General features: G+C 64.9%; 10 protein-coding genes and 4 pseudogenes. 5 read left to right on the top strand and 9 right to left on the bottom strand.

The window, feature by feature from the left end; genetic code table 11:
* Nucleotides 1-199: 199 nt before the first annotated feature.
* Together ACJH7A_RS29025 and ACJH7A_RS29020 are read left to right on the top strand one after the other, a co-directional pair.
* Nucleotides 200-1,003 (top strand): annotated as a pseudogene (locus ACJH7A_RS29025) (hypothetical protein).
* A gap of 30 nt (nucleotides 1,004-1,033) precedes the next feature.
* Nucleotides 1,034-1,496, top strand: a pseudogene (locus ACJH7A_RS29020) (NUDIX hydrolase).
* A 10-nt stretch (nucleotides 1,497-1,506) separates the two neighbouring features.
* Here the strand turns inward: ACJH7A_RS29020 and ACJH7A_RS29015 are convergent.
* The 7 genes from ACJH7A_RS29015 to ACJH7A_RS28985 all read right to left on the bottom strand — a co-directional run bounded on the left by ACJH7A_RS29015 (nucleotide 1,507) and on the right by ACJH7A_RS28985 (nucleotide 9,873).
* Nucleotides 1,507-2,043 carry an HD domain-containing protein gene (locus ACJH7A_RS29015; protein WP_318987370.1) on the bottom strand — a complete coding sequence of 179 codons (537 nt, stop codon included), beginning with the start codon at nucleotides 2,041-2,043 and terminating at the stop codon, nucleotides 1,507-1,509.
* 587 nt (nucleotides 2,044-2,630) lie between these two features.
* A complete protein-coding gene (locus ACJH7A_RS29010; RefSeq protein WP_346414621.1) occupies nucleotides 2,631-5,720 on the bottom strand; it encodes an RND family transporter in 3,090 nt (1,029 codons plus the stop codon).
* A gap of 182 nt (nucleotides 5,721-5,902) precedes the next feature.
* A complete protein-coding gene (locus tag ACJH7A_RS29005) occupies nucleotides 5,903-6,577 on the bottom strand; it encodes a TetR/AcrR family transcriptional regulator (protein WP_406776282.1) in 675 nt (224 codons plus the stop codon).
* Between the two features lie 120 nt (nucleotides 6,578-6,697).
* Nucleotides 6,698-7,120, bottom strand: a complete 423-nt coding sequence (locus ACJH7A_RS29000; protein ID WP_318986918.1) for a DUF6188 family protein — start codon at nucleotides 7,118-7,120, stop codon at nucleotides 6,698-6,700.
* A 73-nt stretch (nucleotides 7,121-7,193) separates the two neighbouring features.
* Nucleotides 7,194-7,838, bottom strand: coding sequence for a TetR family transcriptional regulator (locus ACJH7A_RS28995; protein WP_318986919.1), 645 nt, complete (start codon nucleotides 7,836-7,838; stop codon nucleotides 7,194-7,196).
* Nucleotides 7,835-8,308, bottom strand: coding sequence for a PaaI family thioesterase (locus tag ACJH7A_RS28990; protein ID WP_318986950.1), 474 nt, complete (start codon nucleotides 8,306-8,308; stop codon nucleotides 7,835-7,837). Before ACJH7A_RS28990 ends, ACJH7A_RS28995 begins: the two co-directional genes overlap by 4 nt.
* Before the next feature lie 59 nt (nucleotides 8,309-8,367).
* Nucleotides 8,368-9,873 carry an MFS transporter gene (locus ACJH7A_RS28985; protein ID WP_346414624.1) on the bottom strand — a complete coding sequence of 502 codons (1,506 nt, stop codon included), beginning with the start codon at nucleotides 9,871-9,873 and terminating at the stop codon, nucleotides 8,368-8,370.
* A 162-nt stretch (nucleotides 9,874-10,035) separates the two neighbouring features.
* On the opposite strand from ACJH7A_RS28985, the gene ACJH7A_RS28980 reads away from it, so the two are divergent.
* Complete coding sequence (locus ACJH7A_RS28980; RefSeq protein ID WP_318986951.1) at nucleotides 10,036-10,704, top strand: TetR/AcrR family transcriptional regulator; 669 nt, start codon at nucleotides 10,036-10,038, stop codon at nucleotides 10,702-10,704.
* Between the two features lie 499 nt (nucleotides 10,705-11,203).
* On the opposite strand, the pseudogene ACJH7A_RS28975 reads toward ACJH7A_RS28980, so the two are convergent.
* A pseudogene (locus tag ACJH7A_RS28975) lies at nucleotides 11,204-11,568 on the bottom strand (transposase); the annotation flags it as partial.
* Entirely contained in the window at nucleotides 11,453-11,767 is a 315-nt protein-coding gene (locus tag ACJH7A_RS28970) for a transposase (protein WP_406776281.1), read from the bottom strand. The gene ACJH7A_RS28970 and the pseudogene ACJH7A_RS28975, both read right to left, overlap by 116 nt.
* Before the next feature lie 311 nt (nucleotides 11,768-12,078).
* Here ACJH7A_RS28970 and ACJH7A_RS28965 point away from each other — a divergent pair, with 311 nt between their 5' ends.
* On the top strand, nucleotides 12,079-12,516 hold the full coding sequence (locus tag ACJH7A_RS28965) for a PaaI family thioesterase (RefSeq protein WP_061003656.1): 438 nt from the start codon (nucleotides 12,079-12,081) through the stop codon (nucleotides 12,514-12,516).
* Between the two features lie 26 nt (nucleotides 12,517-12,542).
* Nucleotides 12,543-13,425 (top strand): annotated as a pseudogene (locus tag ACJH7A_RS28960) (alpha/beta fold hydrolase).
* The last annotated feature ends 73 nt before the right edge of the window (nucleotides 13,426-13,498 follow it).

Genomic DNA, 13,498 nt, shown 5'->3' with positions numbered 1-13,498 from the left:
CGGCCGACAACCCGGCCACCCCGACCGGAACGGAGGTCGCCTGAAAAACACCAATCCACAGGTATTGACAATTACTCGTCCGGCTGTTCCGCGCGCAGTTCGATGATGTCAACGCCAGAGATGGGGTTTATGTAAAGATCGTGGTCAGTCGCTGATTTACGGGTCGAGCGACTACCGCACAGGGAGGGACGGTGGCATCGTGGCGCTTACACCCGACGGCGACCTACCGTCCTCCAAAACCAAGAACGTTGCACTCGACCGGGCGCTACGCGCTAAAGGATTGTCCCCGCGCCGGCTTGCCGCGCGCATAGGGATTCACGAAAAGACGGTGCGGCGCTGGGCCACCGATGCCGATTGGCACGTCCAGCGGGAGAATGCCCACGCAGCAGCCCGCGAGCTGGGGTGCACACTGCATGACCTGTGGCCATCCCAGTTCCCGGCCGAACAACCCACCAATCGGCCCGTTACCAATTCCGCAGCAACGTTCAGCCCGACGATGTACGCAACCCGCACCCAGGTCCCAGTTCAGCTGTGACAGAGGCATTTTTCCAGCGCCAAGAAATCAATCGATATTCTGGAGTTCGCCGCCACGTTCTTGTTCGACACTCTCGATGGTTTCACAACCACCCTGGTCGAAGCCGCCAAACGCGGCGCCCAGGTGCGTTTTCTCGTCGGCGACCCCGGCGGGGACAACATGATCCTGCGGGGTGAGGAGGAAGGTATCGGCGACTCTGTCATGGCCCGCACTCGCAACTCCGTGGAACTGCTCGCTCCCCACGTCCAGACCCCGGGTCTGCAGGTGCGTACCCACCAAACAACGCTCTACACATCAATTTTCAAGGTCGACGACAGCATGCTCATCAACTTCCACGTCTACGGCTCACCAGGGCGCGACAACCCGGTGATGATCTTCTCTCGTACCGACGAGCCGCGACTGTGGGCGACATTCGTGGACGCGTTCACCCGCGTCTGGGACCAAGCACGACCACCGCCGAGACCGTAAGAATCCACCGCGACACGAGAGGCCCTACCGATGGCCCGGACCGACTATTACAACGATCCCCACCCCCAACAGTGTGGTTCCGTCCGCGTCGGCGATCGTCACCGACGAACAAGGTCGTATCCTGCTGGTCAAACGCCGGGACAACACACTGTGGGCTCTGCCCGGTGGCGGCCACGATATCGGAGAAACAATCGAACAGACCGCTATCCGGGAAGTCAAAGAAGAAACTGGGCTCGACGTGCAGGTCATTGGCCTGTCAGGCGTCTACACCGACCCCGCACACGTGGTTGCTTTTTCCGATGGCGAAGTGCGTCAACAGTTTTCCCTGTGCTTTACCACCACGGTCCTGGGCGGGCAGCTCGCGACCGACCATGAAAGTACCGACGTCGCCTGGACCGACCCGGCCGATATAGGCGCGCTGGACATGCACCCCTCAATGCGGCTGCGCATCACCCACTACCTGGACCAGAGGTCGGCACCCTACCTCGGATAACCAGGCCGGCTTACCGCCACGATTGCACCCGCCCCACTGCCGCAAGCAATTCCTCTCGCGACAAACTGACCGCCCGATGCAAGGGGTCTTCGGGCCCATACCGCTCCATCACCTCGTCCAAACGCGCTGCTGCAGACACCGGTGAACCGTCGGGGCCGGTCGTCAAGTCGCAGAACGTCAGCACGTCCAGAATCTCGGCGGCGGGCTCGGCGAACTCTTCCAGCCCTTCGATTCCACGCACCTCAGCTTCTACTGCCGCACCCGTATGGAATGCCACCAACGACACAACCGCCTCGGGAAAGCCCTGCGAGCGCAGGAACCGCGCGCCGTCCAGCGGGTGAAAACCAGTCTCACGCAGGTCCGACGCATACCCAATATCGTGCAGCCACGCCGCCGCCACCAGGCAGTTTCCGGTCTCGACGTCCAGGTGCGGCCGCATCCGCTCGGAGGCCGCCGCCACGGCCTGCACGTGAGCCCAGCGGCGCGGCAATCCGGAGAGATGCCGCTCAGCCAACCGCCTTGCACGCTCCGCCGGATCGCTACTCATGACACCAGCCTACGAGCCGGCCCACAAACCGCCGTCCTCAGACGCAGAATCGCTCGCCGCGTTCAGCGCATCATCTTCAGCCTGACTTCAGACCGGGGCGGCTACCGTCCGCTGGCGCTCCCGTTCGCCGCCCCGCGAAAACACCGGCCGGCACCACTCAGATCCCGAGCTACAACGCGTCGTCGAGCGTCATTCAGTCGGCTCGTCGCGGGCAAATGACCACCCTCGAACGCCGTCAATGACGATCGACCCGACCACGCAACTCACCGACGTGATCGCGCCTCAGTCCATTCCATGCACACGCGGCTTTGACCTGCGATGTGAGAACTTTCTTTACTGGGGTCAAGCCTGGGTCCGCCGCCTACCCCGAGCTGACGCCAACGTATCTATTTCTGGGAGTGCGGTTTCCGTTCCAGGGTCGTCGGCCCCGCAGCTGCGATTCCAACAGCATCGTGCTGGGCCGCTTCGATAACATCCACGGCCTCACCGATAGCGCCGGGCGGCCATTGCGGTTCAGCCAAACCCACCGGCTGCGCCATACCCAGACCACCGAATTGCACCGCGGGCGGGGCGCGGCCGGCCATGACTTACGTTGTGCCTACCGGCTCTCGGTGTGCCGGCGCGGTGGCGGGTGCCCGGCGCCGGGATGGACGTTGAGGCCACCAGCTGGCTTGACCGAGCAGGGTGGCGATAGCCGGAACGGTGAGGGTTCGCACCAGGAAGGTGTCCAGAAGCAGCCCGCAGCCGATGATCAGCCCGACCTGGAACATGATCGCCACCGACCCGATCATCAGGCCGAACATGCTTGCAGCGAAGATCAGGCCGGCGGAGGTGATCACTGATCCAGTGTTGGCGACGGTACGCAGCACCCCGACGCGCAGGTTGGCCGTGGATTCTTCACGCAACCGGGACACCAGGAGCATGTTGTAGTCGGCGCCGACGGCGACCAGGATGATGAACGCCAATAGTGGTACGGGCCAGGCGATTTGGTAGCCGAGAATCCACTGGAACACAATGACACCTATGCCCAGGGAGGCCAGGTAGTTCAGGATCACGGTGCCCAGCAGGTACAGCGGGGCGATGATGGCACGCAGCAGCGCCACCAGGATCAGCCCGACGATCACCAGGGTGGCGATAGCCAGTTGGGTGAAGTCCGCAGACAGCAGGCGCTGGATGTCGGCGTTGACAGCCGGGAACCCGGCGACCGCCACCCTGGCATCGGCCAGGGTGGTGTTGGGGCGGGCGGCGTTGGCGACGTCGGTGATCTGCTGGGCCAGGCGCATCGCTTGAATGCTGTAGGGGTCGGCGTTGGTGTCGATGGCGAAGCGGGCGGTTTTGCCGTCGGGTGAGACGAAGTGTCTGGCGAGGTCAGCGAATCGCCGGTCATCGAAGGTGGTGGCGGGCAGGAAGAAACCAGCGGCGGCGTCCGAGCCGGCGGTGGCGCGTGCCGAGTTCTGCAGGGCGGTGGCGATCGTGCTCATGCCGGTGAGCATCTGGATGTTGCTGTCGGCCAGGGCGTGCACCCCGGTGGCCAGCGCGCGCGACCCCGTGGCCAGTTGGCCGATTCCTTGCTGCAGCCGGTGGATGTTGGCGGCCAGATCGGCGGGGTCACCGAGGGTTTTGAACGCGGCGTTCATGGCGGTGACGGTGTGTTGAATGTCAGTGAGGGTGCCGGTCACGGTCGCATCGGTGGCCGGGTTGTAGTGGTCTCCTAGTGTGGCGATCTGGGTGAAAAATCCGTTGTCGCGCAAGGTGACCAGGACCGCGACTTGGTCACGGATTTGGGCGCATTCGGGGGTCGCCACACACCACGGGGCAGCGTTGAGGGCACCGGCCAGCGGGTCCAGGACACCGATGGCGTTCTCGGCGCGCTGGGCCAGGGGGCGGATGCCGGGGCCGGCTTGGATGGCCTGATCCACACCAGGTGCGGTGGCCGAGAGTTGTTGCAGCAGTGGGCCGAAACGCTGCATGCGGGCGCCGGCAGTGGAGGCCTGAGTGAGCACACCGCCCAGGGGTCCCATGGCGGTGCGCACGGCGGTGTCGAGTTGGGCGAGGCCGTCGGCGAGTTGGTCGGCCCCGTGGGTCAGGGCGTTCAGGTCGGCGCGGTGGGCGTTGGCGTCGGTGACCGATTGGGCCATCTTGTCGCCGATCTGCCCGTTCTGCCAGGACAGTTGGGCTTGCTCCAAGCGGGCGCCCGTGGGTCGGGTGACACCGGCGATCGAGACGACGCCGGGCAATTGAGCGATGCGGGAGGCCATTTCGTCGAGGTCGGCCAGCCCTTTGGCGGTGCGCATGTCGGTCGGGTTCTGCACCACGAGGAATTCGGCCAGGACCATGTCTTTGCGGAAGTGCCGGTTGAGCAGTTGGTAGCCCTGGTTGCTGGCGGTGCTGGCGGGTTGGCCGGCGCGGTCGTCGTAGCTGATGGTCATCGCGGTGGCCGCGGCGGCCAGCAGTCCCAGGATGAGCAGGCTGGCGACCAGCAGCGGTACCGGACGGCGCACCACCGCGACAGCGACGGCATTCCAGTAGCGGCGGGTGCGGTCGGGTTTGGGTTCGCCGATGCCGCGGCGGGCCGCCACGGCCAGCACCGGGGGCAGCAAGGTCACCGTGGCCACAAATCCGACGGCGACGGCGACCGCGCAGGCCGGCCCCAGTGCGGCGAACACGCTCAGCGTGGCGAACACCATGGACAGGAACGCCAACGCGACGGTGGCCGCCGAGGCCAGGATGACGCGGCCGATGCTCGCGGTGGCCGTGATGACCGCCGCCTCCGGTGGCGTTCCGGCGCGGCGTTGTTCGTGGTAGCGGCTGATCAGGAACACCGTGTAGTCGGTGCCGGCGCCGAGCAGGATCGCGGTCATGAACGCCACGGTGAACTGCGAGACCGGCAACCCGGACTGCCCGAGTCCCGAGAGCACGCCCCGCCCGACGGCCAGGCTCAGCGCGATGACCAGCAGCGGCAGCAGCGCGGTGAACAGTGATCGGTACACCATGAGCAGGATCAGCGCGATCAGTCCGGCGGTGGCGATCGACACTAACAGCAAATCGTGTTCGGCAGAAGAGATCTGGTCACTGAACGTGGCCGCCGGGCCGGTGACGTGGGCACTGACCCCCGATCCGGTGAACACCGCTGTGGTGATGTCGCGCACCGCGCCCACCGATTCGGCCGCAGTGGGATCGCCGAGCGCGCCGGCAATGCCCACCGGCAGGTACCAGGCTTTCCCGTCCCGGCTGACCGCCTGGGTTCGGGTGACCGGATCGGCGAGCAGATCCTGCACGAGCAGCACGTGGGCATGGTCGGCGCGCAACCGCTCGATCAACACCCCGTACCGCTGACGTGCCTGATCGCTCAGCCCGGCGGGGTCCTCCATCGCCACGAACAGCATCGTTTTGGAGCCCTGCTCGCCGAACGCGGTGCTCATCCGGTCCACGGTCTGAAACGAGGGCACATCGCGCGGAATCAGGTCCACCGACTGGCGGCGCACCACCGTTTCCAGCTGCGGGAACAGCAGGGCCAGCAGCACTGCCGCGGCGATCCACCCGCCGATCACCAGAGCCTTGTGGCGCACCGTGAACGTCGCGAGGCGCCCGAGTCGGGCGCTGTATTCCGACGACGCGGACGGGTCGGTGACCCGGCCCCGCCGCGTGGTGCCAGGCCCGTCGGTGCGATCACTCATGCTGCCCCTGCCGTCAAAACGGAACAAAAAGTATCGCTTCGATACTAATTGTTCCATTTCCGGCAGGGAAGCGTTCGTGCATAGTTTTTCCGGCTTCGGGCGCCGAATTAAGTTGCGGCAGCGTTATTTTCGTGGACGATAACGATGCCGGCGCAGCCTCCAGCCCGGCCCTGGCCTGGCGTTTAGACGGCGATACCCCGACACACCAGGGCGGTGATCGCCGCGGTCTGGGCGATCAGAACGTCACGGTCGGGTTTGTGTCCGTAGCGCAGGGCGATGCCGAAAGGGATCGCCACGATCGACTCGGCGGTAGCACCGATGTCGAGGTCGGGGCGGATGTAGCCGCGGTCGATGCCGTGGCGTAGCGCCGCACCCAGGATCGCGGCGCCGCTGTCATACATACGGTGAAACCGCTGCGACATTTCCTGATCCACCCCGGCGGCCTGCACCACGATCAGCTGCAACAGCCGCGGCTCTTCGGCGAGGACATCGGTGTAGGCCATGCCGATTGAGGACAGGTACTGACCGAACTCCTCGATGGAGGTGACCAGGCACGGCGTGGCCTCATCGATGGCAGCGCCCAGCCGGCCGTTGACCTGTCGCACCGCGTGATCGACGATGTCGCGCTTGTTCTCGAAATATCGGTAGAACATCGAGTGCCCCGAGCCGAGCCGCGCGGCGATGTGGCTGATCGAGGTCTGGTGATAGCCCCGCTCAGCGAACTCGGCCAATGCAGCATCAATGACCTCTTCGCGGACCAGCTCGGCGCGTTGGGCGCGCTGACGATCAGCCATCGTGGAGCGCGGTTTGCCCACCGCCGACGCCGCGGCCGTGGAGCTATTGGTCCGCTTACCCATCGCCAGCCTCCCGCACAAGTGGAACAAAAAGTATCCCTCCGATACTAGTTGTTCCACGTTCGCCGGGCGCAGCGTTCGTCAACAAAATTTTGGCGGCCCACGGCGGAGTCGGCAAAGCAATTAGCTTGCGGCAGCGCCAATATCACCGATGGGGAGGTCATGGCGCACGATGCGGACCTGCCCCGGCGGCAGGCAGGCCATGTAGCCGTGCCGTTTGCCGTACAGCTCCCAGGAGGCCCGGTCGCCATCGGGGGTGACATCGATACCGCCCCCGGTCGACAGCACAAGATGCAGCGCGCCGTCGTCGTCGCATTCGGCGTGGGCGCACGTCGCGCCGGCCATGTCGAGCAGGGCGCGGTGCTGCGGCGCGAAGTTGTGCGGGTCGATCACCACCTGTTCCTCGGGATACAGACCCACCGGCGGCAGGGTCAATTTCATCGCGGTGGCGATCACCAACTCGTTGTAGTCGTCGAAGTCGAGCACCAACCCCTCGTGCAACGAAACCCGCTGGATGGTGCAGTGCGTGATCCAAAGAGTGTGCATGACCGGCTCCTTTCGGCACGTCGTTGTGCACAGTCATGGTACAAAAAGTAGCGCAGCGATACCACAAGTTCCGCTATCGAATGTCGGTGCGCAGCAATGCCCCCAGCAGATGGCCGACGGTGCGGTCGATGCGCTCCCGCGCATCGGCGGGGGTGACCCGCCCACTGATCACGGCCGTGAGGTTGGCCAGCCAGATGTCGGCGATCAGACCGGCCAGGTGTCGCTCGCGCGGCGTAGGCGAGGGTCCGCCGAGCGCGCGGGCGAACATGTCCTCGATCACGCCGACGGCGTACTGCACAGCATCGGCCGCGCCGGTATCGGCCACCACGAACGCCCGCACCATCGCATCGGTCAACGCGGGCTCGTCCAGCCACCGTTGATGCAGCCGCACCGTCAACTGCGCCCAGCGCTGCGGTGGGGTCAATTCATCGGCGCTCCAGTCGAATTCGGCGTCCAGGCGCTCAATTTCGCGGGCCAGCACCGTCACCAGCAGATGCGTCTTGGACGAATAGTGCCGATACAGGGAGCTCGCGGCCGTGCCGGCCCGCGCAGCAACCGCACGCATGCGCACACCCTCAAAACCGTGCGCCGAGGCGATCTCCAGCGCCGCGTCGAGGATCTCTTCGCGGCGGCCCGCGACGACCACCGGACTCGGACGCACCGGTGGCGGGCGCAAGTACGTATCAGGCTCGCTCATCTGGACATCGGGCACGCTCATCGCGGCCCACTATCGCGCTCGACGCCGCCGCCGGCGGCGTGGCGCGCGAGGTCGGCGAACATCTCCGTGAACCCGGTGATGTCGCCGTGCGCGGCGAAATGGGCCGCGTCCACAGCGATAAAGACCGCCGCCGCGGTGAACCTGGTGACGCCGTCGCTGCCCACCCCGGTTCCCTCCACGCGTAGCACCCGGCCGCGACGATCCACGACGCGGGCGCGCACACGGTGGGTGTGGTGCAGCGGGACCGGTTGCAGATACTCGATCGTCAAGCTGCGTGTTACCGCCGGGGTGCCGGCGATCCACAGCGTGAAGCCGAGCACGTCATCGCAGGCCGCGGCGATCGCGCCGCCGTGGGCCAGACCGGGAGCACCGATGTGCCGTTCATCGAAGGTCACATCGGCGAACACCTCCGTGCCGTCGCGATAGGCCGTCAACCGCAGGCCATGCGGATTGTCGGGGCCACATCCCATGCACACCGGGGTGTGCGCGGGAAGTTGTTGTGGCACATCCTCATCGGCTACCGAGTCGCTCACGCGGCACCCGCCGGCTCACTCGAACTGGCCGGGGCGGGCACCACCGGCGCAGCCGCCTCGGGTGGCGGTGCTGATCGGCCCGGCGCCCACACGGCAACGATCAATGCCGACACTGCGCTGATCATCGCAAGCACGAAAGCCCCTGTCGCGCAACCATGAACAAACGCCAACTTCGCCTGCGCGACGGCAGCGTCAGCCGCGGGACCGACATGAAGCGCCGCTTGTGCCGCGGCCGCCAGTGAGTCCTCGAATGCAGCGCGCAGCGGCGACGGCAGGGCAGCCGCGGTCGCGCCGACCCGATCGCTGTAGCCGGCGGCCAGCACACTGCCCGCGATGGCAATCCCCATCGCCGCGCCGACTTCGCGGGCCGCATCGTTGACCGCCGCGGCCACCCCATGCTTGTGCACCGGGGTGGCGTCCACCACCGCTGCCGTCGACGGCGCTGTACACAGACCCAAACCGGTCCCCAGCGCCACCAGGGACCACACAATGTCTACATAACCCGAGTGCACGTCGAGCCGGCTCGCCAGAAACATCCCGACCGCCAGCATCCCCAGACCACCCGCCAGCATCACGCGCAACCCCCAGCGTGCCGCCAGCTGCGGTGCCGCCACCGAGACCACCACGATCGGCACAATCAACGGTGTCAGCGCCAACGCCGACCTGATCGGCGAATACCCGCTGATCAGCTGCAGGTACTGCACCAGCAGGAAAAACACCCCGAAAATCACCACGAAATGCAGCACCAGCGACACCGTGCCCGCCGTGAAACTGCGATCGCGAAACAACCTCATGTCCAGCAGCGGGTCAGCACGCCGCAACTCCACCACCGCGAACGCCACCAAACATCCAGCGGCGCAACCAAACAGCGCCATCACCACGGTGTCCGTCCAGCCGCGATGCGGCGCCTCGACAAGAGCGACCACCAGCAGACCGATCGCCAGCGCGATCACTACCGACCCCACCACGTCGATACGAGGATGGGCACCCTCGCGGGAAGTGGGCACTCGCAGCGCCGCGACCAGCAGCAGCACCGCCGCGGCGGCCAGCCCCACGAAAATCGCCCGCCACGACCAAAGTTGCAGCAGCACACCAGAAATCAGCACCCCGACCACTGCACCCGAGGCGGCCACGCCCGCCCAGATGCCCACCGCACGTCGCCGCTGGGCCACCCCGAACTCACCGGTCAGGATCGACAACGTGGACGGCATCACCAACGCCGCACCCACCCCAGCCGCCGCCCGCGCACTGATCAGCCACCACGGGGTGTCGAATGCCAACGGCACCACCGACGCCGCCGCGAACACCGCCAACCCGGCGATCAGCACGCCCCGCCGGCCATAACGGTCGCCGACCGCGCCCGCAGGCAAGACCAGGCACGCGATCGCCAAGGTGTACCCGTCGACTACCCACGTCAGCTGGCTCTGCGTTGCCCCGGTATCAACGGCAATGTTCGGCAACGCGGTATATAGGGCCGCCATCGAACCAATCACCAGCGCCACCGCGGCACACGACACGACTAGGGTCCACTGCTGCCCACGCGAGAATGATCTCTGCTGATCCGGCACGCTCAACACCCCTGTACATTCAGTTTCGCTGCGCTACTCGATGTACCATAACTGAGGTTGTCGACGAACACACCCGGGATCAGCAAAGGAGCCACAGTGAGAAATCAGGCCCCGCCGATACCGGACGACTATGACGAGGACATCGATCCGCGCCGCACGCGGTCACGGAACCGACTGCTCGATGCCGCCGCCAACCTACTCAAGACCGGCGGCGTTGAAGCAGTCACCATCGACGCGGTCACCAAGGCATCCAAAGTCGCCCGCACTACCCTCTACCGCCACTTCAATAGCTCCACCCAGCTACTCGCAGCGACCTTCGAACGCTTACTGCCGCAAGTCATTCCGCCCGAACCCACCAGCGGAACTCTGCGCGAGCGACTCATCGAACTGCTGTCACGCCAAGCCGACCTCCTCGCCGAAGCGCCGGTGCAAGTCACCACCCTCGCCTGGGCGGCCCTGGGCCCCGCCGAAACCCCCAGCGCCGACTCCGAAGGCACCCCGCACGCCAACGCTCACGCGCTGCGCTCCCGCGTCGTCGAGCAATACCGGCAACCCTTCGACAACATCCTGCAAAGCGCCGACGGCCGCCGAGAACTCGGCGACCTAGACGTCGAGCTCGCCATCTGCCAGCTCGTCGGCCCCCTCGTCTTCGCCCGACTGACCGGCATCCGCGCCATCACCCACAACGACTGCATCCGCCTCGTCGACACCTTCATGGACACCTACAGCGTCAACCCAGCCACAACAAGACCCGACGCCAGCTAGAACCAGCGAGCGTCCCACGGATGGAGTGTTCGCAGTAGGCGCACCGCCCAACCCGCATTCACCCTTAACGGAGAACATCAGCGGACGTCACTGCTCCCGATCAGGAACTCCGAAGCCAATGCCTCGGAAAAACACCAGATACCCCGGTGAGCACAGCGCTTACTACATAAGATCTGCAATGCAGCGGTGAACGAAAGCCCCTTGCATCCGCCGACGAGTTCGCGATCCCACTCGACCGACTCGCCGATCTGAGCGAAGTCCTCTCCGCCTATCAAGGCGGTTCTTCAATTCGTCCGTTCGGCGGTCCGCTGACCCATCGAGACCGTCGACGCACAGCTCGCCAAACTCACCGCTGGAGAAGGTCCGGGCGGAAAGCCCACACTGCGGATAGCGACAGCTACCCGAACGGCGTGACTGCGCACGGCATCACTACCGGCCACCCGTCACCATCGAACTTGCCAACGGAGTATCTCGTTAACGGTGTTTCCGGCGGTTTCCATCAGTAGGTCGCGGCTGCCGGGAATCGGTCGCCGAACGTGATTGCAAACGCGTCGAGCGCTGGCTTGCACCGCATCACCCATCGTGCCCTGCCGTGATCGCTCGGTGGAAGCGGGCGATCAAAGACTCAATAGCATTGGCGCTGCAGATGACTCGGCAGATTTCCACGTCGTAGTCCAGGAACGGGATGAAATCCGCCCAGGCGTTGCCCCACAACCGAATCACCGCCGGATACCGCTGGCCCCATTTTTCAGTCAGATCGTCGAACGCGGCCCGGGCGTCGGCGGCGTTGATCGCGGTGTAGGTCGGTTTGGTGTCCCGCTTGATCTCGTCCAAGGACTTGCGGGAAGTGAGCCGAAAAGTGTTGCTGTTTCTCGTAGCCCAGGTGCTCGGTCATCTCTTCATTGAGCGCGATCTCGAGCACCGCTTTAGTCATCTGTTTGAGCAGTCCGTCCGGACCGGTCAGCGATGGCCCCTGTTGCTGGGCCAGCCGCACCAGCTCGACCGCAGCCTGCTGCGCAGCGGAGGGCCCCGACTTTTTCTTCGCCACATCCAGTGGCGTCATCACGGCACCTTCCTCGCCGAGCTTCGCTCAGCGTGTCAGGCCGGAAACACCGATAAATCCACAGTCCCGAAGCTCTGGACACAGCTGACGCCCGGCGTATCCATCGATCATGGCTCGGAGTGGATTCTTCGCACTATTCTTAGCCTGCTTGCCGCCAGCGGGCCCCGAGAGCGCAGCGGAGACGGATTACGCGGGTACGACGAACGGCCGCTAATTCCCGCGATCGCCTCCAGCAGTAACGATCGCGCAACGGAACAACCTTGACGTACTGTCTCATCAGCAATCTATGTCTTGAAAGGCTGAATATGCCGGTGAACTTCGCCACATTCAACGACCGTGTCGCCGAACAGTTGAAGGACTCCACAGTGACCGTCGGCGGACTCGCGGGCTACCTCGGTTTCCGACACACCGAGTTCATCGCCGGCCGACTGGTCGCAGAAATGGACGCCCGAGACGACTTGAAGACACCGTTCGGCAACCTGCACGGCGGCTGCCTGTCCGCCATGGTTGATCACTGCCTCGGTGTCGTGTTCTACCCAGTCATCCCTGAGGGCTCATGGGTTGCGACAACAGAGTTCAAGCTCAACCTGCTTCGGCCCGTATCCGCCGGCAAGTGCGTCGCAGTCGCCGAGATTGTCGCGCTCGGGAGAACCAGCGGCGTTGCTCGGATCGACATCACCAACCAAAGTCGCGCAGTATGTGTCGCCCAGGGCACTGTGACGATCGTGGGCCTGAAGCCGACCTCGTGATCAATGGCGAGCGGAAGGGCTAAAGGGTGACCGCTGCGCTTGAGCGCGTGCCAACCAGCGACGGGCTCACTCTGGCTGTTGACTTCTACCGCTGTGCCGCACCTCGCGCGGTTGTATTGCTACTCCACGGCGGCGGTCAGAGCCGACACGCCTGGGACGTCACAGCACTGCTTTTGCGCGCGCGGATTCACGGTGGCCGCGTATGACGCACGCGGGCACGGTGACAGCGACTGGGATCCCACAGGCCGTTACGATCTGAATCGGCTCGGATCCGATCTGATCGCAGTACGGCCGTACGCGAACCTGGGACGGCCGATCGTGGCCATCGGGGCATCCCTTGGCGGCCTCACCATTCTCGGCAGTCACTTGCTAGCTCCGCCAGACTTGTGGGACGCCGTGATTCTTGTGGACGTCACACCACGTATGGAGATGAAAGGCGCACGGCGCGTCGTCGCCTTCATGTCGGCGCACGCCAACGGGTTCGACAACCTGGAATCCGCCGCCGAGGCCATCGCGGCATACAACCCGCACCGCTCGAGACCGAACAACCTCGACGGACTTCGAAGAGTCCTACATCAACGAAGCGACGGCCGGTGGGTGTGGCGTTGGGATCCCGCGTTCGTGGCATCGAATTTCCAGTTTCTCCAAGGCGACCAGGCAGCCGGGACAGCCGAATTCGAGAAGATGAGCACTTTGTTGGTCGACGGTGCGCAGCGTGTTACGGCACCAACACTCCTCGTGCGCGGGTTGCTGTCCGACGTGGTATCCGACGAAACTGTGAACGATTTCCGCGACCTCGTGCCGCATGCGCGCACTGTCGATGTCACGGGCGCAGGCCATATGATCGCCGGCGATGACAACGCTGTCTTCTCGGAAGCGGTGCTCGATTTCCTCGACGACCTCGTCTAGTGTCCTGAGTCATTAATTACGATCTAGCTGTTAGACTGGGTCGTGCCGACTCCGCGTGCTGCCAAGATTGTGT

The sequence above is a fragment of the Mycobacterium sp. SMC-17 genome (genome assembly GCF_045310915.1).
Lineage (GTDB): Bacteria > Actinomycetota > Actinomycetes > Mycobacteriales > Mycobacteriaceae > Mycobacterium.
This window is presented reverse-complemented; position numbering and strand designations above follow the sequence as displayed.

Excerpts from the sequence above, each read along its gene's own strand:
- ACJH7A_RS29015 (WP_318987370.1), bottom strand. The coding sequence starts at position 2,043 with ATGAGTAGCGATCCGGCGGAGCGTGCAAGGCGGTTGGCTGAGCGGCAT.
- ACJH7A_RS28990 (WP_318986950.1), bottom strand. The coding sequence starts at position 8,308 with ATGGGATGTGGCCCCGACAATCCGCATGGCCTGCGGTTGACGGCCTAT.
- ACJH7A_RS29005 (WP_406776282.1), bottom strand. The coding sequence starts at position 6,577 with ATGGGTAAGCGGACCAATAGCTCCACGGCCGCGGCGTCGGCGGTGGGC.
- ACJH7A_RS29010 (WP_346414621.1), bottom strand. The coding sequence starts at position 5,720 with ATGAGTGATCGCACCGACGGGCCTGGCACCACGCGGCGGGGCCGGGTC.
- ACJH7A_RS29000 (WP_318986918.1), bottom strand. The coding sequence starts at position 7,120 with ATGCACACTCTTTGGATCACGCACTGCACCATCCAGCGGGTTTCGTTG.
- ACJH7A_RS28995 (WP_318986919.1), bottom strand. The coding sequence starts at position 7,838 with ATGAGCGTGCCCGATGTCCAGATGAGCGAGCCTGATACGTACTTGCGC.
- ACJH7A_RS28970 (WP_406776281.1), bottom strand. The coding sequence starts at position 11,767 with ATGACGCCACTGGATGTGGCGAAGAAAAAGTCGGGGCCCTCCGCTGCG.